The following is a 22,994-nucleotide window of genomic DNA, read 5'->3' on the forward strand; positions in this document are numbered from 1 at the left end:
GGAGCGTCGACAGAGGTCCCGTGTCCTACGGCTCCCGTAAGGCGGCCGACGTCCCCGACACGGTCCGGCACGACCCGCGCGCTCGCCTCGCACCACGTACACAGAAGAGGCAGCACCCTGACTACGACGTTCCGATCCCTCGGGATCCTCCCCGAGACCGCCGAAGCCCTCGAAGCCGTCGGCATCACCACTCCCTTCCCCATCCAGGAGATGACGCTCCCCGTGGCCCTGTCGGGCACGGACGTCATCGGCCAGGCCAAGACCGGCACCGGCAAGACGCTGGGCTTCGGCCTTCCGCTCCTCGAGCGCGTCACCGTCCCCGTCGACGTTGAGGCCGGCCGCGCCGCGCCCGAGGCCCTCACCGACGCCCCGCAGGCCCTCGTCGTCGTCCCGACGCGCGAGCTGTGCCAGCAGGTCACCAACGACCTCCTGACCGCGGGCAAGGCGCGCAACGTGCGCGTCCTCGCGATCTACGGCGGCCGGGCCTACGAGCCGCAGGTGGAGGCCCTGAAGAAGGGCGTCGACGTGATCGTCGGCACCCCGGGCCGCCTGCTGGACCTCGCGGGCCAGAAGAAGCTGAGCCTGAAGCACATCAAGTGCCTGGTCCTCGACGAGGCCGACGAGATGCTCGACCTGGGCTTCCTGCCCGACGTCGAGAAGATCATCAACATGCTGCCGCCCAGGCGCCAGACCATGCTGTTCTCGGCCACCATGCCTGGCGCGGTCATCGGACTCGCCCGCCGGTACATGTCGCAGCCCACCCACATCCGCGCCACCTCGCCGGACGACGAGGGCGCGACGGTCGCGAACACGAAGCAGTTCATCTACCGCGCGCACAACATGGACAAGCCCGAGATGGTGGCGCGCATACTGCAGGCCGACGGCCGGGGACTGGCCATGGTCTTCTGCCGCACCAAGCGGACGGCGGCCGACCTGGCCGACCAGCTCAAGCAGCGCGGTTTCGCCTCCGGCGCGGTCCACGGCGACCTCGGCCAGGGCGCCCGCGAGCAGGCCCTGCGCGCCTTCCGCAACGGCAAGGTGGACGTGCTCGTCTGCACCGACGTCGCCGCCCGCGGCATCGACGTCGAGGGCGTCACGCACGTCATCAACTACCAGTCGCCGGAAGAGGAGAAGACGTACCTGCACCGCATCGGCCGCACCGGCCGCGCGGGCGCCAAGGGTACGGCGATCACGCTGGTCGACTGGGACGACATCCCGCGCTGGCAGCTGATCAACAAGGCGCTGGAGCTGGGCTTCAACGACCCGCCGGAGACGTACTCCACCTCCCCGCACTTCTACTCCGACCTCGGCATCCCCGAGGGCACCAAGGGCGTCCTGCCGCGCTCGGAGCGTACGCGCGCCGGACTGGACGCGGAGGAGCTCGAGGACCTGGGCGAGCCGGGCGGCCGCGGTGGCCGCACGCGCGGTGGCCGGGGTGACCGGGCCGAGTCGCGTCCCGCCGAGCGCGAAGGTTCGTCCCGTACGACGCCGCGACGCCGCCGCCGGATGCGCTCGGGCGCCCCGGTGGACACGGAGGCCTCCGCGACCACCGCGCCCGAGGTCGTGACCGGCGGCGCGGACAGCGCCGCGGACACGGACGCCGCCCAGGGTCCCCGTACCCTGCGCCGCCGGCGCCGCACGCGCGGTGGCGAGCCGTCGCGCCGGCCGGTGGCGGCCGCGTCGGCCGACGCCCCCGCAGCACAGACGCCGGAGGCCACCGCGCTCGCGGTCTCCGAGGTCACCGACGTCCCGGAGGCGGCGGAGACTCCGGCGAAGCCGCGCCGCCGCCGCACTCGCAAGTCGGCCGAGGCACCGGCCGCCCCGCCGGAGACGACCCCCGTGGTCGAGCCGTCGGTGGTGGAGCCGACGGTCGCCGAGCCGACGATCGCCGAGGTTCCGGCGGCCGAGGCCCCCGCGGAGAAGCCGCGCCGCCGCACCCGCAAGGCCACGGCCACGACCGCCGAGACCGCGGTCGACACGGCGGACGGCACGGCAGCGGCCGCGTCCGAACCGACGGAGACGAAGCCGCGCCGCACCCGCAAGACGGCCGCCGCCAAGGCCGAGACCGCCACGGCGGAGCCCGCCAAGGCGGAAGCCGCCGTCGACACCGCCGAGGCCGCGGAAGCCAAGCCGCGCCGCCGCACCCGCAAGACGGCCGAGCCCGTCGCGACCGCCGCCGACATCCCCGCCCAGGCAGCACAGGCGCCGGAAGCCGCCGAGGCCAAGCCCCGCCGCACCCGCAAGACGGCCGCCACCAAGGCCGAGACCGCCACGGCGGAGCCCGCCAAGGCGGAAGCCGCCGTCGACACCGCCGAGGCCGCGGAAGCCAAGCCGCGCCGCCGCACCCGCAAGGCAGCGGAGACCACCGAGGTGGTGGCACAGGCACCGGAAGCCACCGAGGCCAAGCCCCGCCGCACCCGCAAGACGGCCACCACCAAGGCCGAGAGCACCAAGCCCGAGGCCACCGCCGCGGAAGCCGCCGTCGACACCGCCGAGGCCGCGGAAGCCAAGCCGCGCCGCCGCACCCGCAAGACGGCCGAACCCGTCGCGACCGCCGCCGAGATCCCGGCTCAGACCTCTCAGGAGGCGGAGGCCGCACCGAAGCGCCGGACCCGGAAGACCACGGCCAAGGCCACGGCCGCCGCCACCGAGCCGGCGGTCGACACGGCCGAGGCGAAGCCGAAGGCTCGCCGCACCCGCAAGGCGGCCACGGCTGCCACGCAGCCCTCGGGGTCCGGCGAGAGCTGATCCCCGCCGCTCACCCGACCGTCGGCCCGGTCCCGCACTCCACGCGGGCCCGGGCCGCCGTCGTTCCCGCCGCACCGGGCCACCGACCGACCGATAGCCTCTGCCCGTGAGCAGGAACGCCGTCTTCGCCCCGCCCCCCGATGCCCGCGCGTACCGGCTGCGTACCGCGCGCGGCGAGTTCGCCGTCGTCGACTCGCCCGTGGCCCACGGTGTCGAGCCGAGGGGGACGGTGCTGATGCTGCCCGGGTTCACGGGGAGCAAGGAGGACTTCACGCTGCTGCACGAGCCGCTCGGGGCACGCGGATACCGTACGGTCGCCGTCGACGGGCGGGGACAGTACGAGTCCGACGGACCCGAACACGATGAAGCGGTCTACGCGCAGGCCGAGTTGGCCCGTGACGTGCTCGCGCAGGTCGCCGCCCTCGGGACGCGTGTCCATCTCGTCGGACACTCCCTCGGCGGCCAGATCGCGCGCGCCGCCGTCCTGTTCGACCACGCGCCCTTCGAGTCCGTCACGCTGATGTCCTCGGGTCCGGCACGGATCTCCGAGTCCCAGCAGCAGCGCGTGAAGCTCCTGCGGGACGCGCTCGACACCATGACGATGGCCGAGGTCTGGGAGGTGATCCAGGCCATGGGGCCGCCCGAGGAGGTCGGCGGACCCGCCGTCGGCCCGGGCGACCCGCAACGGCTGCGCAACCGCTGGCTGGGCACGAGGCCAGCCCAACTCTTCGCCACCGGGCGCCAGTTGTGCAGCGAGCCGGACCGGGTCGCCGAGCTCGCCGACGTACCGCTGCCCTGTCACGTGCTGTCGGGCACCTACGACGACACCTGGCCCGTACCCCTGCTCGACGAGATGGCGCGGCGGCTCGACGCGCGCCGGACCGTCATCCCCGGCGCCGAGCACTCCCCCAACACCGACCAGCCCCTGCCGACCGCCCGTGCCCTCGCCGACTTCTGGGACGGCGTATCCGCACAGCGGCGGCCGGCCCGCCCCTGAGGGGCAGGGGGACGCTCTAGTACTGCGCCTGCAGGTGCTCCCAGAAGCCGTCCCGCAGCGCCCGTCGCAGGTCGGCCTGGCCGCGCAGCGAGTACTGGAGCAGCCCCTCGGCCTCGACCAGCAGGTCCTGGTCCACCGAGCCGGGGAGGTAGGGGTGGCCGGGGAGGAGTTCCACCAGTGCCTCGCGGCCGCGTGCGGCGAGCCACTTCGCCGCGATCTGGGCGCCCACGAAGCGGACGTCCTCGCGGCCCGGCCGGACCGCACCCGCCGCTTCGAAGGCGTGGGCGGTGCGCCGGGAGACGTACGGCTTGAAGAAGTCCAGGTCGAAGGTGCGCTGGCTGTCGACCTCCCAGAGCAGCGGGTCGGCCTGGTTGCGCCCCTCGGGGGCCTCGATGCCCCAGAGGTGGACGCGGGCGCCGTAGCCCTGGGCGGCCTCGACCGCCGACACCAGGTCCTCGTCGCCGCCGAGCAGTGCCGCGTCGCTGATGGCGCGGTAGCGGGCGAGGGACTCCAGGTCGGAGCGGATGAGGGAGTCGACGCCCTTCTGCTGGTTGTTGGCGTTCAGGTTGCCCAGGCGGACCTTCACGTCCGGCAGCTCGGCGATGGACTGCTGCTCGGCGGTGTGGATGCGGCGCCGGGCGCCGTCGTACCAGTAGACCCGCAGCAGGCGGCTGTCCGCGAAGATCGTGCGCGCCTTGTCGATGAGCGCGTCGATCAGTCCCTCGGCGTCCAGGTCGAAGGCCCGGCGGTCCTCGGTCCCGGTGACCAGCCGTCCGGCCGCCGCGTAGAGGTACCCGGCGTCCACGAAGATCGCGTGGGTCGAGGGCGTCTTCGCCACCTCGGCGAGCATGCGCTGCAGCAGCTCGTTGGTGCGGTCGATGCGGGCGTTCAGGGACGCGAGGTCGTCGTTCATCACGTCCATTGTCCTGGCGGTCACGCTTCGAACACAACCGGTCCCGGTCAGTCTTTGTACGGCCCCTCTCGCACCGAGCGGCTTACCGGTCAGTAGTTAGACGTTCGAAAAATTTCTTTAGCGTAGGGAATGTTTGTAACACGAAGTCCGTTGACTAGATACGGCACCACGGGCACCGACGACCCGGGAGCCCCACCAGTAGTTCTCCTCAGGAGGATGACCAGATCAAGGGAGAGGCCATGCGCTTTGAAGTCATGCGACTCGACGACGTCGACGGAACCCCCGTGGACACGACCGTCGTGGACGCCGCCTCCGTGAACCGCATCGTTCAGCAGGCCGCCGCCATCGGGCAGCGTCTGTGGATCCGCCCCGCCGACACCTCGGCCTTGTAGCGCGGACCTTCCGCACGCATGCGAGGCCCCCCGCACGGAAAGCCGTGCGGGGGGCCTCGCGCATGCCCGGCTCACGCGCCCCGGATCACCTGGGTGACGCCGTTGATGATCTGCTGCACGGCGATCGCGGAGAGCATCATGCCGGCGAGGCGGGTCACCAGGACCACGCCGCCGTCCTTGATGACCCGGATGATCAGCAGGGAGTAGCGCATCACCAGCCACAGCACGACATGGATCGCGAGGATCGCCGTCCACACCGACACCTGTGTGGTCACGCTGTCGGCCTTCTGCACCGCCAGGATGACCGACACGATCGCCCCGGGCCCGGCGAGCAGCGGCATGCCCAGCGGTACGAGCGCGACGTTGACGTCCTTGGTCTGCTTCGGCTCGTCCGTCTTGCCGGTGAGCAGGTCGAGCGCGATGAGCAGGAGCAGCAGCCCGCCCGCGATCATCAGCGCGGGCACGGACACGTGCAGGTAGTCCAGGATCTGGTGCCCGAGCAGACCGAACACGGTGATCACGCCACCGGCGACACAGACGGCCTGGAAGGCCATCCGCTTCTGCACCTTGGCGGGGCGACCGGAGGTCAGCGCGAGGAAGATCGGGGTGATCCCAGGGGGATCCATGATGACAAAAAGGGTCAGGAAGAGAGAGCCGAAGACGGCGACGTCGAACATGGGTGAGCTACTGGCCTTGCGGAAGAGTGAAAGGTGGGCGTGCGGGCGACGGGGTTCAGACCCCGCCGGCCCCCGGCACGGGGAACGCCCCGAACGCCCGTCGCGTGATCTCCCCGTACACCTCGGGGTCGGTCGTGTACTCGCCGAGCACGCAGGTCTTCCGGCTGCCGTGGTAGTCGCTGGAGCCGGTGACCAGGAGCCCCAGCTCCTTCGCCGTCCCGCGGAGCCTGGCCCGCGTGGCCGCGTCGTGGTCCATGTGGTCGACCTCGATGCCGTCGAGTCCGGCGGCGGCCAGCTCGGCGATCGTGGACTCCGGCACCGTACGTCCCCGCTTGGCGGCGGCCGGGTGCGCGAACACGGCGACCCCGCCCGCGCCCTTGATCAGCCGGAGCGCCTCGAAGGGGTCGGTCTCGTGCTTCTCCACGTAGGCCCGGCCGCCGTCGGCCAGCCAGTCCCGGGTGAAGGCGTCGCCCACGGTGGGCACCACGCCGAGCTCCACGAGCGCCGAGGCCACGTGGGGCCGCCCGACCGATCCGTCGCCGGCGATCCGCGCGACCTGTTCCCAGGTGACCGGGACGCCCAGCGCGTTGAGCTTGGCGACCATCGCCCGGGCCCGCGGCACCCGGTCGTCCCGGACCAGCTCGCGCTCGGCGAGCAGGGCGGGCTCCTCGGGGTCGAAGAGGTAGGCCAGCATGTGCATGCTGACGCCGTCCGTGCGGCAGGAGAGCTCGGCGCCGGTGACCAGCGTGAGCCCCTCCGGCAGCGCGGCGACGGCCTCGGCGTGCCCGCGGGTGGTGTCGTGGTCGGTCAGCGCGACGACGTCCAGCCCGGCCGCGGCGGCGTTGCGCACCAGCTCGGCCGGGGTGTCCGTGCCGTCGGATGCGGTGGAGTGGGTGTGCAGATCGATGCGCACGACGCTGACTCCAGGCGGTGACGGGACGGATGGGGACGCTCAAGGATAACCGGAACTTCACCCACCGATGTCACACCCGCAGCGGCCCTGCACCCCCTACGCACCGGCTGACTGACCAGCTGCTCACCGGCTACTCACCAGCGACGCGGCAGCATTCCCGCGCGCACCCCGACCACCCGGCGCTACGGCTGGATCAGCCGCGGCGACAGCGCCCCGCACGGCACCAGCTCCACCTCGGCACCCGCGTCCCGCAGGTCGGTGAGCACCAGCTCCTCGTACATCAGCAGTCCGGACCGCTCGGGCCAGACGACGGCCCACAGCCACATGCCGAGCGCCTCCCCGGCGAAGACGGCTCGGTCCACGGGTGCGCCGGAGACGTGCCATAGGGGGGTCGGGCGGCCGGCGGCCAGGACCTTGGCCTGGGGCGGCTTCTCGACGTTCATGTACGGGCCCGGGTCCGGGGCGTCGATGCCCGCGTACCGCGCGCCGAGGCCGACGCCGAGTTCCTCGGCGACCAGGATCAGCTCACCGATGCCGCCGAGCGGGCCGGGTCCGGAGCAGGCCACCGCGGTCGCCCGGCCGCCGCTGCGGTCGTCGCCCGCACAGGTCACGCCGGTGAACAGCCAGCCGACCGGCAGCGGCCACGGCATCCACACCGGCACCTGCGTGCGGTGCACCACCACCCCGAGCGCCTCGACGCTGGGCGGGAGCACGGGCTGGAGCGGATGCACGACACCGTGCACGTCGCACTGCCAGGAATCGGCGAAGAGACCGGGAGCCCTGACCCGGCCACCACACTTCGGGCAACTGGGTTCGCCCCTCATAGAGCCCCACGGTCCTACCCTCACTCGCCCACGTCAAGGACGATCACCCATCCGGGCGGAAAGGCCCGCCGGCGGAACTTCGCCGTCGTACGGCGTCGCGCGCTCGCGCTCCCCCGCTCGCGACTGGGCTCGAGCGGGGCCCCCGCGGCCGAGCCGCCGACTCACCCCCGGCAGACGGACCTTGAGGAGACCCGTCACTCCAGGGAGACGGACCTGCGGGCCGGGTCCCGCAGGTCCGTCCCCTGCGTCAGCCAGCGCTCCTGAAGGGCCTGCGCGCCGTGCACCCGCTTCCAGGCGGCCTCGTTCGCGGTCATCGGCAGCAGCGGCAGGAACCGTACGGGGTCCAGCGGGGCGTCGAGCTCCAGGTCCTCGACCAGGCCGCCCGGCTCGGCGACCAGGACCGAGGTGAACGGGGCCCCGGGCCACAGCGCCTCACCGACGTCCAGGGAGGCGCCGGGGGCCACGACCACGCCCTCGACCTGCGGGGACGCGGCCAGCACGGCGAGTGGGCGGAGCACCTTGTCGGTGTCGGCGAGGCCGGTCCGGACGGAGAGGACCAGCTCGGCGCGGGGGCCCTTGACCGGGTCGGCGAGCACGGCCGTGGGGTCCGCCATGGGCTGCGACGACATGCCGAGGGTGGCATAGCGGACGATGTCGCCCTCCTGGCCGCCGCCGGGGAAGCGCAGCACCTCGATGCGGTCGGTGCCGAGGAAGGTGACCGCCGCGCGCGCGTCCGGCTCGCCCAGCGCGCTGCGCAACCGGGCCTCGACCAGAGGAAGAACATCAGCCATGCGGCGAGCATAGAACTCGTAGGGAAGCGGCAAAGCGGCACCTTGACACGCCGGGCGACTGATACTCTGGGTCAGCGGTTCGGGGCAGCACGCACAGCGTCGCGATCAAGCTCCCGACACTGTGAAGACTCCCCTACGGGGAACCCCTCCAAACAAGGGGAATGGATCGTCCCTCACGAGGGACCGACCGGAGGAGGTGGGGCTGGCATGGACCGAAGTCGACCGTGCAGTACCACCCGCTCTTCCGGCCGCTGACGCCGCAGCTCCGGCTCTTGCCCTCTGCCGCTCCCCCTCACCCGCGCGCCTTCACACGGAAGAGCACTTCGTCTCGTTGTGCCTGACCCGGTCCACCGGTCCGGATCAGCAGCTGAACCAGCAGCGAAGCCGGCCACCGCAACGGTGCGGTGCCCCCCGCTTTGTGGACGCGCCGAGCCCGCGTAGTCAGGACGTCCTCATTCCGGGCGGTTCCACCCGTCACCGGCCCCGTTCGCTGCCCGTCGCGAAGGAGCCTGCCATGTCCATGATCCGTGACCTGCGCGCCGCGGTCCGCCCGTCCCGCGTCTCCCTGCGCAAGGACACCGGCGTCTACGACACCACCCGCGACCCGGCGACCGCCTCCGCCGTCGTCGACTGCGCCGTCTACCGCGACGGCATGCGCGTCGAGACGGACGCGCCGCTCGGCCCGCACCAGGCGATGCGCCAGGTGCGCCGTGACGGCGGGTTCGTGTGGATCGGCCTGCACGAGCCCACCGAGGACGAATTCGCCGGTATCGCCCGGGAGTTCGGGCTGCACCCGCTGGCCGTGGAGGACGCCGTCCAGGCCCACCAGCGGCCCAAGCTGGAGCGCTACGACGACTCCCTGTTCACGGTCTTCAAGACCATCCACTACGTCGACCACGACGAACTCACCGCCAACAGCGAGGTCGTCGAGACCGGCGAGGTCATGTGCTTCACGGGGCGGGACTTCTTCATCACCGTCCGGCACGGCGGGCAGGGCTCGCTGCGCGCACTGCGGCACCGGCTCCAGGACGACCCCGAGCTGCTGCTCAAGGGCCCCTCGGCGGTGCTGCACGCCATCGCCGACCACGTCGTCGACGGCTACATCGCGGTCGCCGACGCGGTGCAGGACGACATCGACGAGGTCGAGACGGAGGTCTTCTCGCCGGGCCGCAAGGGCAGCCCGCGCGGCACCGACGCCGGCCGGATCTACCAACTCAAGCGCGAGGTACTGGAGTTCAAGCGCGCGGTGTCGCCACTGCTGCGGCCCATGCAGCTGCTCAGTGAGCGGCCCATGCGGCTGATCGACCCGGAGATCCAGAAGTACTTCCGGGACGTCGCCGACCACGTGGCGCGGGTGCAGGAGCAGGTCATCGGCTTCGACGAGCTGCTGAACTCCATCCTCCAGGCCAACCTCGCCCAGGCGTCCGTCGCGCAGAACGAGGACATGCGCAAGATCACCTCGTGGGCCGCGATCATCGCCGTACCGACGATGGTGTGCGGCGTGTACGGCATGAACTTCGACCACATGCCGGAGACGCACTGGAAGTACGGCTATCCGCTGGTCCTGTCGATCACGGTCGGCCTCTGTCTGGGCATCCACCGCACGCTCAAGCGCAACGGCTGGCTGTGACCGGCGCTGGATAGGCTGGCCGCATGACAAGTGCGTTGCTCGACCAGGCCCTCGTCGAGGAGGCCACGAAGAAGTCCGGCCTCATCTGGGTCAAGGGCCCCGGGGTGCCCACCCGGGCGCTGTGGCACGTCTGGCACGAGGGGGCGGCCTGCGTCATCGGCGACGGTCCCGGCGAGCAGCCGCTGCCGGGGCTGGCCGACGGGGCGGCGGCCGAGGTGACGGTGCGCAGCAAGGACAAGGGGGGCCGGCTGGTCTCCTGGGCGGCGCGGGTCGTGGAACTGCCGTCCGGTTCCGAGGCGTGGCAGGCGGCGGTCGCCGACCTCAAGGGCAAACGTCTCAACGCCCCGGACGGCGAGGCGATGACCGAGCGCTGGTCCCGCGAGTGCCGAGTGCTGCGCCTGGAGCCGACGGGTGTTACGGCGCCCCTGCCCGACGGTTCGCTGGCCGAGGCGCCGCTGCCCACCCCGGCGACGACGCGCGAGCCGGTCCCCGCGGGGCTGCCGCGCCTGCTGCTGAAGCGCCGGAAGAAGAGCAGGTCCTAAGGCCTGTCTGACAATTCCCGCCTGCCTCGCGACGCCATGCACGCACTCTCGCCGCACCGGGCGCAGAGCCGAGTACATCCAGTACGAGGCTCTACGCCCGGCACGCCGAGAGCACGCACCTGACGCCGCGAGGCCGCCCTCCGGGCGACGACGGGCATTGTCAGACAGGCCTTAGGACGTCGGCAGCTGCTTGCCGTAGTCCAGGGTGTCGTCCTTGGCCGGTGCCGCGAGCGGGAAGGCCTTGTTCCAGTCCGAGAAGCTGAGCGTGCCCGCACTGCCCGCCCGCACCAGGCGCAGCGGGTACGGGGTGCCCTCCAGGGAGACGTCCAGCGAGCCGCCGGCGCCCTGGCCGCCGGTGATGCGGACCGTGCGCACGCCCGCCTGCTCGTGCCTGCCGTCCGTCTCCACCGTGCCGTGCAGGGTCAGCAGATCGCCGAGGAGGACGTCCTTGTCCGTGAAGCCACTGAACTTCTTGTAGGCGGGATCGCCCTGCGGCACCTTCACGTACTTGCCGGCCAGCTTGCCGGCGGCCGCGGCGTCTCCCCCGTCGTGGCTCCAGAACCCGGCGTCGGCCTTGAGGAAGAGCTGCTCGCCGACGCGCAGCAGCCCGAACGTCGTCCCCTCGGCGGCGACCGACCCCGTGCCTCCGTCGGGCTTCAGCCTCATGTCGAGGGTGTACGTGTTCCCGCCCGCGGCCACGGTCCCGTGCAGACGTACCGCTTCGGCGGACTCGGCGACCGCGCGGGCCTTGGTGTGGATCTCGTCGGCCGGGAGCTTCCCGACGCCGTTGGTCCCCGCGTCGGGGTCCTCGCCACTGCATCCCGTCAGCCCCGCTCCCGTCACCGCCAGGGCGCACACCGCGCCCATCAGGGCGGCCCTGCGGATTCGGCGCCGGGGAGTCACAGACACAGGCGGGACCGCCTTTCTGACAAGGGCTGACAACGGCTGACAAGGGTTGAAACGGGCGGACACGGAACCGGCGGGCGCCGGCGGCGAGCCGACAGGGGTCCGTGTGGCGTTACGGCAGCGTACCGGGGCCGCCGAGGGCGAACGGAGCCAGTCCGTCCGGACCGGCCACCCGGGCGGAGCCGTTCGGGACGGGCTAGCCTGAAGCCCGTCCGAGCGGGCAATTCGGAAAAGAGGCACCGTACGAAACAGCTCTGCGCAGTCCGACGCACGCGATAGGAAAAGGAGCCGCGGCCATGGCAGCGGGCGCCCCCCGGATCTTCGTCTCGCACCTCTCCGGCATCGCCGTGTTCGACCCGGCCGGCGACCAGGTGGGACGTGTCCGCGATCTGGTCGTCATGCTCCGCGTCGGCCGCAAACCCCCGCGGGTGCTGGGTCTGGTCGTCGAACTCGCCACCCGCCGCCGCATCTTCCTGCCGATGACCCGGGTCACCGGCATCGAGTCCGGTCAGGTCATCACCACCGGGGTGGTCAACGTACGGCGGTTCGAGCAGCGGCCCACCGAGCGCCTCGTCTTCGGCGAGCTGCTCGACCGGCGGGTCACGCTCACCGAGACCGGCGAGGAGGCCACCGTCCTGGACCTGTCGGTGCAGCAGCTCCCCGCCCGCCGGGACTGGGAGATCGACAAGGTCTTCGTCCGCAAGGGGAGGAAGGGCGGCGCCTTCCGGCGCAACAAGGGCGAGACCCTGACCGTCGAGTGGTCCGGCGTCACCGGCTTCTCCGTGGAGGAACAGGGGCAGGGCGCCGAGAACCTCCTCGCCACCTTCGAGCAGCTGCGCCCCGCCGACCTCGCCAACGTCCTGCACCACCTGTCCCCCAAGCGCCGCGCCGAGGTCGCCGCCGCCCTCGACGACGACCGCCTGGCCGACGTACTGGAGGAGCTGCCGGAGGACGACCAGATCGAGATCCTCGGCAAGCTCAAGGAGGAGCGCGCCGCGGACGTACTGGAGGCGATGGACCCCGACGACGCCGCCGACCTGCTGGGCGAGCTGCCCGAGGACGACAAGGAACGGCTGCTGAGCCTGATGCAGCCCGACGACGCGGCCGACATGCGGCGACTGATGGCGTACGAGGAGCACACGGCCGGCGGTCTGATGACGACCGAGCCGATCGTGCTGCGGCCCGACGCGACCGTCGCCGACGCCCTGGCCCGCATCCGCAACCCCGACCTGTCCCCCGCACACGCGGCCCAGGTCTACGTCTGCCGCCCGCCCGAGGAGACCCCGACCGGCAAGTACCTGGGCACGGTCCACTTCCAGCGCCTGCTGCGCGACCCCCCGTACACCCTGGTCGGCTCGATCCTCGACGACGATCTGCAGCCCCTGGAGCCGGACGCCGCGCTGCCCGTGGTCGCCGGGTTCTTCGCCACGTACGACATGGTCGCGGCGCCGGTCGTCGACGAGTCCGGGGCGCTGCTGGGCGCCATCACGGTGGACGACGTACTGGACCACATGCTGCCCGACGACTGGCGGGAGACCGAGTACCACCTCGACGAGACGACGTCGGAGGTGAGTGCCGATGGCGCCTGAGCGTGAGACGGCGGCCCGTGAGCGCGCGCTGTCGGGGGCCACGGCGGCCTCCCGTTCCCGCGGCACCCGCCTGGACCAGCCCCGGGCGCCGCGCCGCCGCCTGCTGCCCGAGTGGGACCCGGAGGCCTTCGGACGGCTGTCGGAGCGCATCGCGCGTTTCCTGGGGACCGGGCGGTTCATCGTCTGGATGACGGTCGTCATCATCGTCTGGGTGGTGTGGAACGTGTCCGCGCCGAGCGGTCTGCGCTTCGACGAGTACCCGTTCATCTTCCTGACCCTGATGCTCTCGCTACAGGCTTCCTATGCGGCCCCTTTGATCCTGCTCGCGCAGAACCGGCAGGACGACCGGGACCGGGTCAACCTTGAGCAGGACCGCAAGCAGAACGAGCGGTCGATCGCCGACACCGAGTACCTGACGCGCGAGATCGCCGCCCTGCGCATCGGCCTCGGCGAGGTCGCGACGCGGGACTGGATCCGCTCTGAGCTGCACGATGCGCTCAAGGAGCTGGAGGACCGCCAGAACGGCCACCGCCGCGACACGGGGGTATTCCCGGCGGAACGGTCCGGGGGACGTGACGTACACGACCGGTGACGGGGCTTTCCGTGCCCCGTGGGCGGCGCCGTACCATCGTGCTTATGGCTACGGAAGACGCGGTGCGCGAGGCACTGGCGACGGTGAACGACCCCGAGATCAACCGGCCCATCACCGAGCTCGGGATGGTCAAGTCGGTGGCGATCGGTGCGGACGGAGCGGTCGCGGTCGCCGTGTACCTGACGGTCTCCGGCTGCCCCATGCGGGACACGATCACCCAGCGCGTGACGGAGGCGGTGTCCCGGGTCGAGGGGGTCACGCGGGTCGACGTCGAGCTCGACGTGATGAGCGACGAGCAGCGCAAGGAGCTGGCCACCGCCCTGCGCGGCGGCCAGACCGAGCGCGAGGTGCCCTTCGCCAAGCCCGGCAGTCTGACCCGGGTCTACGCGGTCGCCTCCGGCAAGGGCGGCGTCGGCAAGTCCTCGGTGACAGTGAACCTGGCGGCCTCGATGGCGGCGGACGGTCTGAAGGTCGGGGTCGTCGACGCCGACATCTACGGCCACTCCGTGCCCCGCATGCTGGGCGCCGACGGGCGGCCCACCCAGGTCGAGAACATGATCATGCCGCCTTCCGCCAACGGCGTGAAGGTCATCTCGATCGGCATGTTCACCCCGGGCAACGCGCCGGTCGTCTGGCGCGGCCCGATGCTGCACCGCGCGCTCCAGCAGTTCCTGGCGGACGTGTACTGGGGCGACCTGGACGTCCTGCTGCTCGACCTGCCGCCCGGCACCGGCGACATCGCGATCTCGGTCGCGCAGCTCGTCCCGAACGCCGAGATCCTGGTCGTGACGACTCCTCAGCAGGCCGCGGCCGAGGTGGCGGAGCGGGCGGGCGCCATCGCCGTCCAGACCCACCAGAAGATCGTCGGCGTGGTCGAGAACATGGCCGGGCTGCCCTGCCCGCACTGCGGCGAGATGGTCGACGTGTTCGGCACGGGCGGCGGCCAGGCGGTCGCCGACGGCCTGACCCGCACGACCGGCGCCTCGGTCCCGGTCCTCGGCTCCATCCCGATCGACGTCCGTCTGCGCGAGGGCGGCGACGAGGGCAGGCCCGTCGTCCTGTCCGACCCGGACTCCCCCGCGGGCGCGGCCCTGCGCTCGATCGCGGGGAAGCTGGGCGGCCGTCAGCGGGGCCTGTCGGGACTGTCGCTGGGGATCACCCCGAAGAACAAGTTCTGACGTTCCGTACGGAACGGGGGGCGCCGTCCGCCGGGACGGCGCCCCTTGTCGTGCGCCGGCGGACAGTGCGGGTGGGCCAGGGCCTGTCTGACCATTCCCGTCGTCCGCCCGGAGGGCGGGCCGCGCGGCAGGCGGGAATGGTCAGACAGGCCCTACTAGGCGTACGCGGCGATGTCGATGACCACGGAGAAGGCCAGCCCGTAGGCGCTGATGCCCCTGCCGTAGGCCCCCAGATGGACGCCCTGTTCGGTGGAACCGGCGAGCACCCAGCCGTACTCGGACTCCCGGTAGTGGAAGGACGTCGGCACGCCGTCCACGGGGAGGAACAGGGTCGACCAGTCCTCTCCGTCGAGGTCGTCGGCGAGGACCCACGCGGTCTCGGTCTGCTGCTCCAGCCAGTCGTCGCGCAGCGAGTGGTCCATCTGGCCGGGCCAGGTGCAGGACAGCAGCCCCACACCGGCGAGCCAGGCGGCCGAGGACACCGAGGTGGCCTCCAGCAGGCCCGTACCGTCGGCGCTGTGCCGGTCGGGGTTGGCCGCGACGGTCACGACGACCGCGAACTTCTCCCTGGTGTCCTGGTCGTCGCCCGCCACGTGCTCGTTGCGCACGGACGGTTCGTCGCCGTGCCCGATCGAGCCGTGTTCCACGGCCCCGTCGGCCGCCATACCGACCTGCATCAGCCAGCGCCGTCCCGTGAAGGCCTCGTCCAGGCCGTACCAAGGGAAGGGCGCGCGCAGGTAGCCGTCGACCGTGCGCCGGGCGGAGGAGACCCGTGGTCCGTCCTCCGCGGCCGACGCCTGCGCGACCGTCCCACTCGTCGTCTCCATGAACCCGGACGCCTCCTCGCTCTCGTCGGACCGGAACGGCCCGCCCCCCTTCGGGCGCACTCTCCGGTCCGCACAACAACTCGGCAGCATAGCCACACCCACAGGCGGCAGCCGGAAAACCGAACTGCGCGTGGGTCGCGCGGACGTCGCCTTCACGCCCGGTGCGCCCCGCGGCCCCATCGGGGTGTGAGACACGTCACGTGCGGCCGGGAGTGGGCTCCCGTGCCGCACGGCAGCCCGCGGGCCTGACTCAGGTGGCGTCCGCGTCGAAGGGCGGGCGGTCGTCGCGGGCGGGGGTCTCGGGCTTCTTCGACATGTCGATACGACCGCCGGTGGACCCGGAGGAGGACGACGATGACGACGAGGCGGAGGAGGACGAGGAACCGGTCGACGAATCGGACTCACGGCCGTGGATCGCGTCGGTGACCTCGGCCATCTCCTTCTTCAGGTCGAAGCCGTTGCGGATCTCCTTGAGCCCCAGATCGTCGTTGTCCAGCTGCTTGCGGATGAACGTCTTGGGGTTGAGGTCCTCGAACTCGAAGTCCTTGAACTCGGGGCCCAGCTCCTGCCGGATGTCCTGCTTGGCGCTGTCCGAGAACTCCCGGATCTTCCGGATGGTGCGCGTCACGTCCTGGATGACCTTGGGGAGCTTGTCCGGACCGAAGACGAGCACGGCGAGGACAACGAGCGTGACCAGCTCGAGTGGTCCTATGTCATTGAACACCTGAAGCTCCTTGCGATGTCCGGGCCGCCACCACGGTACCCGCCGACCCCGTCCGACCGGTACCGTCCCGTCGGTCCCGAGCGGGTGTATGCGAGTGCTTTCCGAATTGTTTGCCTTCCTGGGCCCTTGTCAGGACCTGTGCGACGGCTCAGTCCCCGCCGGACGAACCGAGCACCAGTGAGACCTTCGTCTCCTTGCCGGCGCGCTCCAGCGTCAGTTCCAGGCGGTCGCCGGGGCGGTGGGCGCGGGTCTTGACGATGAGTTCCTCACCGGAGTGCACGCGTCGGCCGTCGACCTCGGTGATCACGTCCCCGGGCTCGAGGCCGGCCTCGGCGCCGGGGCCGCCCGCGGTGACCGGGGGTCCGCCGTCGCCGCTCTTGGTGCCGACGCGGGCGCCGTCGCCGGTGTAGTTCATGTCGAGGGTGATGCCGATGACCGGGTGGGTGGCCTTGCCCGTGTTGATCAGTTCCTCGGCGACGCGCTTGCCCTGGTTGATGGGGATGGCGAAACCGAGCCCTATGGAGCCGGCCTGGCCGCCGTCCGCATCCGGTCCGCCGCTGTCGGCGGACCGGATGGCGGAGTTGATGCCGATGACCCGGCCCTGGGCGTCCAGGAGAGGACCGCCGGAGTTGCCGGGGTTGATGGGCGCGTCGGTCTGCAGGGCGTCGACGTACGACACGTCGCTGCCGTCGCTCTCCTCGCCGCCCGCGGTGATGGGCCGCTCCTTGGCGCTGATGATGCCGGAGGTGACCGTGCCCGCCAGGTCGAAGGGCGCGCCGATGGCGACGACGGGGTCACCCACGTGGACGTTCTCGGAGTTGCCGAGGGGCATGGGGGTGAGTCCCCGTACGCCGCTCACCTTCACCACGGCGAGGTCGTATCCGCTGTCGCGGCCGACGACCGTCGCCTCGGCGGTGTCGCCGCTGTTGAAGGTGACGGTTATCTCGCCGCCGGATCCGGCGGGCTCCACGACGTGGTTGTTGGTCAGGATGTGGCCGTTGCCGTCGAGTACGAAGCCGGTGCCGGTGCCCGCCGCGTCGCTGCCGCTCACGTGCAGCGTCACCACGCCGGGCAGGGCCCGGGCGGCGATGCCGGCCACGCTGTCCGGCGCCCGCTCGGCCGGTTCCTTCCCGGCCTGCGGCAACTCGATCGTCCCCACGCCGCCGTTCCGCTCGAGGTACGCCCCCATGGCGCCGCCGATGCCGCCGGAGACGAGGGCGATCAGCAGGGAACCGCCGACGAGTGCCCGTACGGCCCGCCTGCGCCGCTGCTTGGGCGTCCGGGGGAGCGCACCGGTGTGCTGAAGCGGCGCGGCGGCGGCCGAGGCGGCCCAGGGGTCGTAGCGCCGCCAGGGGTCGGGGGGCGGGAACGCCGACGGCTCCCCCGCCGCTGCCGTCGCGCTGTGGGCCGGGGTGCCCGCGCCGGCGGTGGGGTCGGGAACCGCGGCACCCGGAGGCGGGGACGGCGGACCCGCCGGAACGCCGGGCACGGGAGGCATCGCCGACCCCACCGGGCCGGCGGCCGGCGGGACAGGAGGCGGGGCGTCCGCCAGGGACGGTTCCGGTACCGCTCCCGGAGGCGGGGACAGGACCGGCGCCGCCGGATGCTGGACCGGCGGAGCGGGGGCCCAGGGGCCCGGCTCGCCGTACGGCGGGGTGCTGTACGGGTCGGGATCGTGCAACGGCTTCGGCCGCTCGGCGACGGTCACGGCGGCCAGGACATCACCGTCACCATCGACGCCGGCGCCCACGCCTGTGTCCATGGCGCCCTCGGCATCCGCACCCGCGAGCGGGCCTGTGCCGGTACCCACGCCACGGCCCGGTGCACCGTCGCGGCCCCCACCCGCCGACGAGGCCGCATCGGCAGCCACACCCGCAGGCGAAGCTCCGTCAGCACCCGCAAGCGAGGCGGCCTCGTGGTCCCGGCCCGCCGACGGGGCCGCGTCGGTGGGCGCGTCCGCGAGCGAGGCGGCGGCGTGGTCCCGGCCCGTCGGTGAGGTCGCGTCGGTGGGCGAAGCGTCGTCGTGGTCCCGGCCCTTCGGTGAGGCCACGTCGGTGGGCGAAGCGGCGGCGTGGCCGCCACCCGTGTACGCGGTTGCGCCGGTGTCCGCGCCCGCGAGGGAAATGCCTCCGTGGCCCCCGCCCGCCCTCGAGGTCGCGCCCGTGGGTGGGGCGGTGTCCGTGCTCGTGTCGTCGGGCAGGGCGGCCTCCTGGCCGGTGCCTGTGGGCGCGTTCGTCGGGGGCGCCGGGCGGTGCAGCTCGTAGTCGCCCCCGGCGGCCACCCGGGTCGCCGACGGGCGCTCCAACTCGAAGTCGCCGCCGGCGGACTCGGGGGTCGCGCGCGGGCGCTCCAGTTCGAAGTCGCCGTCGGTCGCGTCTCCGGACGAGCGGGGACGACTCCACCACTTCGCCTTCGTGGGCTTCCCGTCGTTCATGTCTCCCCCGCAGCTGGCCGCAGATCGTCGGCTCCAAGGGCTCTGGTGCCACCCCGGATTCAATCAGGTTCGCGGCCCGGCGCGCAGACTCCGGTCAGGGAGGCGGGCGGTGGGAGACGCCGGGGGACGCCGACGGGTAGAGGGACGCGGCGGGTTCGGGGACGGGGGCGGTGAGCAGACCGGGTGGCCCCCCCTCGGGGGTCGTCGACCAGGAGGTCAGGGCCGTCAGGGCGAGCGGCGGAACCGACTCCAGCGGACGTATCAACGGGGACATCGCGGCGGCACCGGCCGTCACCGGAGTGGTCAGCGCACGCAAGGCCTGCTGGTGCGGATTGGTGCCGGAGGAGGCCGTCAGCCCCGGCAGCAGCGGCGCGGACAGCGCGGTGGGCGCGACGGTGGTGTCGCCGAGCGCCCGCTGCCCCTGGGTCTGTCCGAGCAGCGCAGCGCCCGAGCGCCGGCGCTGGCTGTCGGGGCTCGTGGACGCGCCCGCGCCCTGTGTGCGCGTCGGCGTCACATTGCTTCCGCTGCCCGAACCCCGTGCCTCCGTGGTGGCGTCCGGCATGACGACGGTGACCCCGCCCAGCGCGATCGCGGCCAGCGACACCGCCCCGGCGGCGGCGAACGCGAACCGCAGGCCGCGCGAGGCCGACCGCTCGGAGTCGTGCCGGCTCACGTCGTGGATCCGGAAGCCCCGCTGCTGCGCGGACGGTGGCAGCACGGAGGCGTGCGGCCGGACGGGAGCGTAGTCGAACTCGAACCGCTCGCCACGCTTCGTACCGAAGACTCCGGAGGTCCCGGTCGCCCCGATCCTTCCGGGCAGCCCGGCCAGACCGTCGGAGAACCCTCCGCCGCCCAGCGGCGAGCCGCCACCGTCCGTGTCGCCTCCCCCGGGAAGCCCCTGGAGGCGGGCGAGGAAGCTCTCGGACGGGGCCGGCGGGGCCGCTTCCGCGAACACGTTCTTCAACCGGCGCTGCGCGTCGACCTCCGCCTTGCACTTCGGGCAGGTGGCCACGTGCGCCAGCACGCGCTCACGCGCGTCATGACCGAGCTCTCCGTCCACCAGGGCGGAGAGTCGGTCTCCCAGATGCTGCTCTGCGAGGTGTCCCTCGGATTTCGGCCGTGACCCACTCACGCGCTCGTGCCCCCTCCCCCCAGTGCGGGAACACGGGCTGCGAACGAGCGACGCACGGCACGCGCCTCGGGGGAGCGGTGCGCGAGGGCCTTGCGCAGCTGGGAGCGGCCGCGGTGGATACGGGAGCGCACCGTGCCGAGCTTCACGCCGAGGGTCGCGGCGATCTCCTCGTACGACAGCCCCTCGATGTCGCACAGCACGACGGCGGCCCGGAACTCGGGCGCCAGGGTGTCCAGGGCCTGCTGGACGTCCGCGTCGAAGTGGGCGTCGTGGAAGAGCTGCTGCGGGGTGGGCTCCTTGCTGGGCAGCCGCTCGGCCGCGTCGTCGCCGAGCGCGTCGAAGCGGATGCGCTGCTTGCGGCGGACCATGTCCAGGAAGAGGTTGGTGGTGATGCGGTGCAGCCAGCCCTCGAAGGTGCCCGGCGTGTAGGTCGACAACGACCGGAAGACGCGGACGAAGACCTCCTGGGTGAGGTCCTCGGCGTCGTGCTGGTTGCCGGTGAGGCGGTAGGCGAGGCGGTAGACCCGGCCGCTGTGGGTGCTGACGATCTCCTCCCAGGTGGGCGGAGTCCACGCCTGCCCGTTCGCGTCGCTGGAGAAGGTCGCGGTGTGGGCGTGTCCCTTGGCGGGACCGTCGGCGTGGCTGGGGTCAGCAGCGGTGTCGTTCACGGATTTCGGCCTGCCTGCCGATCCGAGGAAGCGCCGCAGCACTCCTCCCCGATCCGCGGGTGCGGCCGCACCTCCCCTGTCGGCTCTGGTGGTGTCCAGTGGAGCCCCTACCATAGCCACCTCGCCCGTTAGCTCCGGATAAGCGGTTTTACGAGAATTTGATCTGTGCTGACACGGCTCGTACGGCTGCGTCAGCACTTGCTCGGCACCCTGGCCCAACTCGCCGCCCCCCGTCGCACTCGCGGCCGCTCGGTCGTCTCTTTGCTCTCCTCTTAAACGACCGGTCCCATCTGCGGGTTCCCGACACCAACGGATACAGTCACGCCGAGGCAACGACGGGGACAGGAGAGGGTCATTACCGGCAACCGGCAGACGAGCTGGGCGTTCTCCGACGCCTATGTCGCCGAGGACGACGCGCTGCGCTGGGCACGCGACCGGGCCCATGAGGCGGGCCTGCGCTCGGTGACCCCAGGCACGGGCGCCGCCCTGGGGTTGCTCGCCGCCGCCGTGGACGCCAAGGCGGTCGCGGAGATCGGCACCGGCTGCGGTGTCTCCGGGATCCATCTGCTGTACGGCATGCGGCCGGACGGGGTGCTCACCACGGTCGACCCGGAGCCGGAGCACCAGCAGTTCGCCCGCCAGGCCTTCCGGGCCGCGGGCTTCGCCAGCAACCGGGCCCGTTTCATCCCGGGCCGCGCCCTGGACGTCCTGCCCCGGCTCGCGGACGCCGGCTACGACCTGGTCTTCTGCGACGGCGACCGCCTGGAGTACCAGGACTACCTCGCTGAATCGTTGCGTCTGCTGCGTCCCGGAGGTCTCGTCGCCTTCGAGGGCGTGTTCGGCGCCGGCCGGACGATCGACTCCGGACCGCAGCCCACGGAGGTGCTGCGGCTGCGGGAGCTGCTGCGCGCGGTCCGGGAGAGCCAGGAGCTGGTGCCGTCCCTGCTCCCGGTGGGCGACGGGCTGCTGTGCGCGGTGAAGCGGTGAAGCGGTGACCCGTTCTCGGTCACCACTTCTTCCCGGTCACCGCTTCTCTCCGGCCGGAGAAAGCGGAAAAACAATCACCCCGGCACCATGCGCGGTGCCGGGGCAATTGAACGGGTATGGTCGCTTGCGCGTCAGCCGACGACCTTCTTGAGGGCGTCGCCGAGCGCGTCGGCCTCATCGGGGGTCAGCTCGACGACGAGTCGACCGCCGCCTTCGAGCGGAACGCGCATGACGATGCCCCGCCCCTCCTTGGTCACCTCGAGCGGGCCATCGCCCGTCCGCGGCTTCATGGCCGCCATGCTCGTTCCCCTTCCTGATACCAGCTCACCGTCACCGCCGACGGCCCGTGAGGGCACGCGCAGTCCGGCACGGACGCGCGACACCGGCATCGAACACATTGCTTCCCGGCCATTATCCCGCATCGCAGGACCCGATGACCAACATCGGTCGGCATCGCTTGGGCAACGCGCGCGAGCAAAACCACTCAATTCGGGGATGTGGCTGCGATACTGCGCGCCCTCGCCCACTTCCGCCGAATGGACACGGACCGGAATTCTTTGACGCAGGTCACACCGCCGGTCCGATCCGTCACCGGTGATCTCCGTCATGCTGTCTCCCGGACACCAAGACGCACCCAAGGACACACGCCACGACGCGGAGGGGAAAACCATGGCCGACACCGTGCTCTACGAGGTGAGCGACGGGCTCGCGACGATCACGCTGAACCGCCCGGAGGCGATGAACGCGCTGAACATCGAGGCCAAGGTCGCGCTCCGGGACGCGGTGCGCTCCGCGGCGGCGGACGACGCCGTGCGGGCGGTGCTGCTGACCGCGGCCGGGGAGCGGGCGTTCTGCGTCGGCCAGGACCTCAAGGAGCACATCGGGCTGCTCGCCTCCGACCGGGAGTCGGGCTCCGGCCGGACGATGAGCACGGTGCGCGAGCACTACAACCCGATCGTGCGGGCGCTGGCCGAGGCCGCCAAGCCGGTGGTCGCCGCCGTGAACGGCGTGGCGGCCGGGGCGGGCTTCGGTTTCGCGCTCGCGGCGGACTACCGGATCGTCGCGGACACGGCGGCGTTCAACACGTCGTTCGCGGGTGTCGCGCTGACCGCCGACTCGGGCGTCTCCTGGACGCTGCCGCGCGTCGTCGGCCCGGGGCGCGCCGCCGACCTGCTGCTCTTCCCGCGCAGCATCGGCGCCCAGGAGGCGTACGAGCTGGGCATCGCCAACCGGGTCGTGCCCGCGGCCGACCTGCGCGCCGAGGCCGAGCGGACGGCACGGGCGCTGGCCGGGGGCCCGACGGTGGCGTACGCGGCGCTGAAGGAGGCGATGGCGTACGGGCTGACGCACTCGCTCTCCGAGACGCTGGAGAAGGAGGACGAGCTGCAGTCCCGGGCGGGGTCCTCCGAGGACCACGCGATCGCGGTGCGGGCGTTCGTCAACAAGGAGAAGCCCAAGTACCTGGGCCGGTAGACGCCAGGGACCGGTGGGCCGGGGTGGCCGGCGGGGCAGGGTGGCCGGCGGGGCAGG

The 22,994-nt window shown here is 72.2% G+C and carries 22 protein-coding genes; 10 read left to right on the forward strand and 12 right to left on the reverse strand.

Going from position 1 to position 22,994, the window contains the following annotated elements; all coding sequences use genetic code 11:
• The first annotated feature begins 210 nt into the window (after positions 1–210).
• Complete coding sequence (locus RM812_RS16120) at positions 211–2,748, forward strand: DEAD/DEAH box helicase (RefSeq protein WP_311573241.1); 2,538 nt, start codon at positions 211–213, stop codon at positions 2,746–2,748.
• 106 nt (positions 2,749–2,854) lie between these two features.
• Entirely contained in the window at positions 2,855–3,745 is an 891-nt protein-coding gene (locus tag RM812_RS16125; protein ID WP_311573242.1) for an alpha/beta fold hydrolase, read from the forward strand.
• Between the two features lie 16 nt (positions 3,746–3,761).
• On the opposite strand, the gene RM812_RS16130 is transcribed toward RM812_RS16125, so the two are convergent.
• Complete coding sequence (locus RM812_RS16130; RefSeq protein ID WP_311573271.1) at positions 3,762–4,667, reverse strand: NYN domain-containing protein; 906 nt, start codon at positions 4,665–4,667, stop codon at positions 3,762–3,764.
• Between the two features lie 230 nt (positions 4,668–4,897).
• Between RM812_RS16130 and RM812_RS16135 the strand changes: the two genes are divergently transcribed.
• Positions 4,898–5,050, forward strand: coding sequence for a hypothetical protein (locus RM812_RS16135; RefSeq protein WP_007444413.1), 153 nt, complete (start codon positions 4,898–4,900; stop codon positions 5,048–5,050).
• Positions 5,051–5,121: 71 nt separating this feature from the next.
• Here the strand turns inward: RM812_RS16135 and RM812_RS16140 are convergent, their stop codons facing one another.
• The 4 genes from RM812_RS16140 to RM812_RS16155 form a co-directional block, all read right to left on the reverse strand.
• On the reverse strand, positions 5,122–5,727 hold the full coding sequence (locus RM812_RS16140; RefSeq protein WP_311573243.1) for a MarC family protein: 606 nt from the start codon (positions 5,725–5,727) through the stop codon (positions 5,122–5,124).
• Between the two features lie 55 nt (positions 5,728–5,782).
• Entirely contained in the window at positions 5,783–6,640 is an 858-nt protein-coding gene (locus RM812_RS16145) for a PHP domain-containing protein (RefSeq protein ID WP_311573244.1), read from the reverse strand.
• A gap of 182 nt (positions 6,641–6,822) precedes the next feature.
• A complete protein-coding gene (locus RM812_RS16150; protein ID WP_311573245.1) occupies positions 6,823–7,464 on the reverse strand; it encodes a DUF6758 family protein in 642 nt (213 codons plus the stop codon).
• A 194-nt stretch (positions 7,465–7,658) separates the two neighbouring features.
• Positions 7,659–8,255, reverse strand: coding sequence for a suppressor of fused domain protein (locus RM812_RS16155; RefSeq protein ID WP_311573246.1), 597 nt, complete (start codon positions 8,253–8,255; stop codon positions 7,659–7,661).
• Between the two features lie 514 nt (positions 8,256–8,769).
• Here RM812_RS16155 and RM812_RS16160 point away from each other — a divergent pair.
• Entirely contained in the window at positions 8,770–9,885 is a 1,116-nt protein-coding gene (locus RM812_RS16160; RefSeq protein ID WP_311573247.1) for a magnesium and cobalt transport protein CorA, read from the forward strand.
• A gap of 23 nt (positions 9,886–9,908) precedes the next feature.
• The gene (locus RM812_RS16165; RefSeq protein WP_311573248.1) at positions 9,909–10,427 is read left to right on the forward strand and encodes a hypothetical protein; all 519 of its coding nucleotides are present in this window, start codon (positions 9,909–9,911) and stop codon (positions 10,425–10,427) included.
• Between the two features lie 171 nt (positions 10,428–10,598).
• Here the strand turns inward: RM812_RS16165 and RM812_RS16170 are convergent, their stop codons facing one another.
• Positions 10,599–11,294 carry a hypothetical protein gene (locus RM812_RS16170; protein ID WP_394816458.1) on the reverse strand — a complete coding sequence of 232 codons (696 nt, stop codon included), beginning with the start codon at positions 11,292–11,294 and terminating at the stop codon, positions 10,599–10,601.
• A gap of 335 nt (positions 11,295–11,629) precedes the next feature.
• On the opposite strand from RM812_RS16170, the gene RM812_RS16175 reads away from it, so the two are divergent.
• The 3 genes from RM812_RS16175 to RM812_RS16185 are packed head-to-tail and all read left to right on the forward strand — an operon-like array spanning position 11,630 to position 14,692.
• Positions 11,630–12,922 (forward strand): magnesium transporter MgtE N-terminal domain-containing protein, encoded by a 1,293-nt coding sequence (locus RM812_RS16175; protein WP_311573250.1) that lies wholly within the window; start codon positions 11,630–11,632, stop codon positions 12,920–12,922.
• Positions 12,912–13,514 carry a DUF1003 domain-containing protein gene (locus RM812_RS16180; RefSeq protein WP_311573251.1) on the forward strand — a complete coding sequence of 201 codons (603 nt, stop codon included), beginning with the start codon at positions 12,912–12,914 and terminating at the stop codon, positions 13,512–13,514. Before RM812_RS16175 ends, RM812_RS16180 begins: the two co-directional genes overlap by 11 nt.
• Before the next feature lie 44 nt (positions 13,515–13,558).
• Positions 13,559–14,692, forward strand: coding sequence for an Mrp/NBP35 family ATP-binding protein (locus RM812_RS16185; protein ID WP_311573252.1), 1,134 nt, complete (start codon positions 13,559–13,561; stop codon positions 14,690–14,692).
• Between the two features lie 155 nt (positions 14,693–14,847).
• Here RM812_RS16185 and RM812_RS16190 read toward each other — a convergent pair whose 3' ends face one another.
• From RM812_RS16190 to sigE, 5 genes are all read right to left on the reverse strand, one after another.
• Positions 14,848–15,519, reverse strand: a complete 672-nt coding sequence (locus RM812_RS16190; RefSeq protein ID WP_311573253.1) for a hypothetical protein — start codon at positions 15,517–15,519, stop codon at positions 14,848–14,850.
• Positions 15,520–15,769: 250 nt separating this feature from the next.
• On the reverse strand, positions 15,770–16,243 hold the full coding sequence (locus tag RM812_RS16195; RefSeq protein ID WP_311573254.1) for a sec-independent translocase: 474 nt from the start codon (positions 16,241–16,243) through the stop codon (positions 15,770–15,772).
• Between the two features lie 148 nt (positions 16,244–16,391).
• The gene (locus RM812_RS16200) at positions 16,392–18,005 is read right to left on the reverse strand and encodes a trypsin-like peptidase domain-containing protein (RefSeq protein WP_394816459.1); all 1,614 of its coding nucleotides are present in this window, start codon (positions 18,003–18,005) and stop codon (positions 16,392–16,394) included.
• A gap of 766 nt (positions 18,006–18,771) precedes the next feature.
• Positions 18,772–19,809, reverse strand: a complete 1,038-nt coding sequence (locus tag RM812_RS16205) for an anti-sigma factor family protein (RefSeq protein ID WP_311573256.1) — start codon at positions 19,807–19,809, stop codon at positions 18,772–18,774.
• Positions 19,806–20,477 (reverse strand): RNA polymerase sigma factor SigE, encoded by a 672-nt coding sequence (gene sigE / locus RM812_RS16210; protein WP_311573257.1) that lies wholly within the window; start codon positions 20,475–20,477, stop codon positions 19,806–19,808. Before sigE ends, RM812_RS16205 begins: the two co-directional genes overlap by 4 nt.
• Before the next feature lie 288 nt (positions 20,478–20,765).
• Here sigE and RM812_RS16215 point away from each other — a divergent pair, with 288 nt between their 5' ends.
• Positions 20,766–21,464 carry an O-methyltransferase gene (locus tag RM812_RS16215; protein ID WP_311573272.1) on the forward strand — a complete coding sequence of 233 codons (699 nt, stop codon included), beginning with the start codon at positions 20,766–20,768 and terminating at the stop codon, positions 21,462–21,464.
• Between the two features lie 131 nt (positions 21,465–21,595).
• Here the strand turns inward: RM812_RS16215 and RM812_RS16220 are convergent, their stop codons facing one another.
• Entirely contained in the window at positions 21,596–21,763 is a 168-nt protein-coding gene (locus RM812_RS16220; protein ID WP_003966491.1) for a DUF3117 domain-containing protein, read from the reverse strand.
• Between the two features lie 370 nt (positions 21,764–22,133).
• Here RM812_RS16220 and chcB point away from each other — a divergent pair, with 370 nt between their 5' ends.
• A complete protein-coding gene (chcB, locus tag RM812_RS16225; protein WP_311573259.1) occupies positions 22,134–22,937 on the forward strand; it encodes a 2-cyclohexenylcarbonyl CoA isomerase in 804 nt (267 codons plus the stop codon).
• Positions 22,938–22,994 lie beyond the last annotated feature (57 nt).

This window comes from Streptomyces lancefieldiae, assembly GCF_031845825.1.
GTDB lineage: Bacteria > Actinomycetota > Actinomycetes > Streptomycetales > Streptomycetaceae > Streptomyces > Streptomyces lancefieldiae.

Excerpts from the sequence above, each read along its gene's own strand:
- RM812_RS16120 (WP_311573241.1), top strand. The coding sequence starts at position 211 with ATGACGCTCCCCGTGGCCCTGTCGGGCACGGACGTCATCGGCCAGGCC.
- RM812_RS16130 (WP_311573271.1), bottom strand. The coding sequence starts at position 4,667 with ATGGACGTGATGAACGACGACCTCGCGTCCCTGAACGCCCGCATCGAC.
- RM812_RS16135 (WP_007444413.1), top strand. The coding sequence starts at position 4,898 with ATGCGCTTTGAAGTCATGCGACTCGACGACGTCGACGGAACCCCCGTG.
- RM812_RS16140 (WP_311573243.1), bottom strand. The coding sequence starts at position 5,727 with ATGTTCGACGTCGCCGTCTTCGGCTCTCTCTTCCTGACCCTTTTTGTC.
- RM812_RS16150 (WP_311573245.1), bottom strand. The coding sequence starts at position 7,464 with ATGAGGGGCGAACCCAGTTGCCCGAAGTGTGGTGGCCGGGTCAGGGCT.
- RM812_RS16155 (WP_311573246.1), bottom strand. The coding sequence starts at position 8,255 with ATGGCTGATGTTCTTCCTCTGGTCGAGGCCCGGTTGCGCAGCGCGCTG.
- RM812_RS16160 (WP_311573247.1), top strand. The coding sequence starts at position 8,770 with ATGTCCATGATCCGTGACCTGCGCGCCGCGGTCCGCCCGTCCCGCGTC.
- RM812_RS16165 (WP_311573248.1), top strand. The coding sequence starts at position 9,909 with ATGACAAGTGCGTTGCTCGACCAGGCCCTCGTCGAGGAGGCCACGAAG.
- RM812_RS16170 (WP_394816458.1), bottom strand. The coding sequence starts at position 11,294 with ATGGGCGCGGTGTGCGCCCTGGCGGTGACGGGAGCGGGGCTGACGGGA.
- RM812_RS16175 (WP_311573250.1), top strand. The coding sequence starts at position 11,630 with ATGGCAGCGGGCGCCCCCCGGATCTTCGTCTCGCACCTCTCCGGCATC.
- RM812_RS16180 (WP_311573251.1), top strand. The coding sequence starts at position 12,912 with ATGGCGCCTGAGCGTGAGACGGCGGCCCGTGAGCGCGCGCTGTCGGGG.
- RM812_RS16185 (WP_311573252.1), top strand. The coding sequence starts at position 13,559 with ATGGCTACGGAAGACGCGGTGCGCGAGGCACTGGCGACGGTGAACGAC.
- RM812_RS16190 (WP_311573253.1), bottom strand. The coding sequence starts at position 15,519 with ATGGAGACGACGAGTGGGACGGTCGCGCAGGCGTCGGCCGCGGAGGAC.
- RM812_RS16200 (WP_394816459.1), bottom strand. The coding sequence starts at position 18,005 with ATGGACACAGGCGTGGGCGCCGGCGTCGATGGTGACGGTGATGTCCTG.
- RM812_RS16220 (WP_003966491.1), bottom strand. The coding sequence starts at position 21,763 with ATGGCGGCCATGAAGCCGCGGACGGGCGATGGCCCGCTCGAGGTGACC.
- chcB (WP_311573259.1), top strand. The coding sequence starts at position 22,134 with ATGGCCGACACCGTGCTCTACGAGGTGAGCGACGGGCTCGCGACGATC.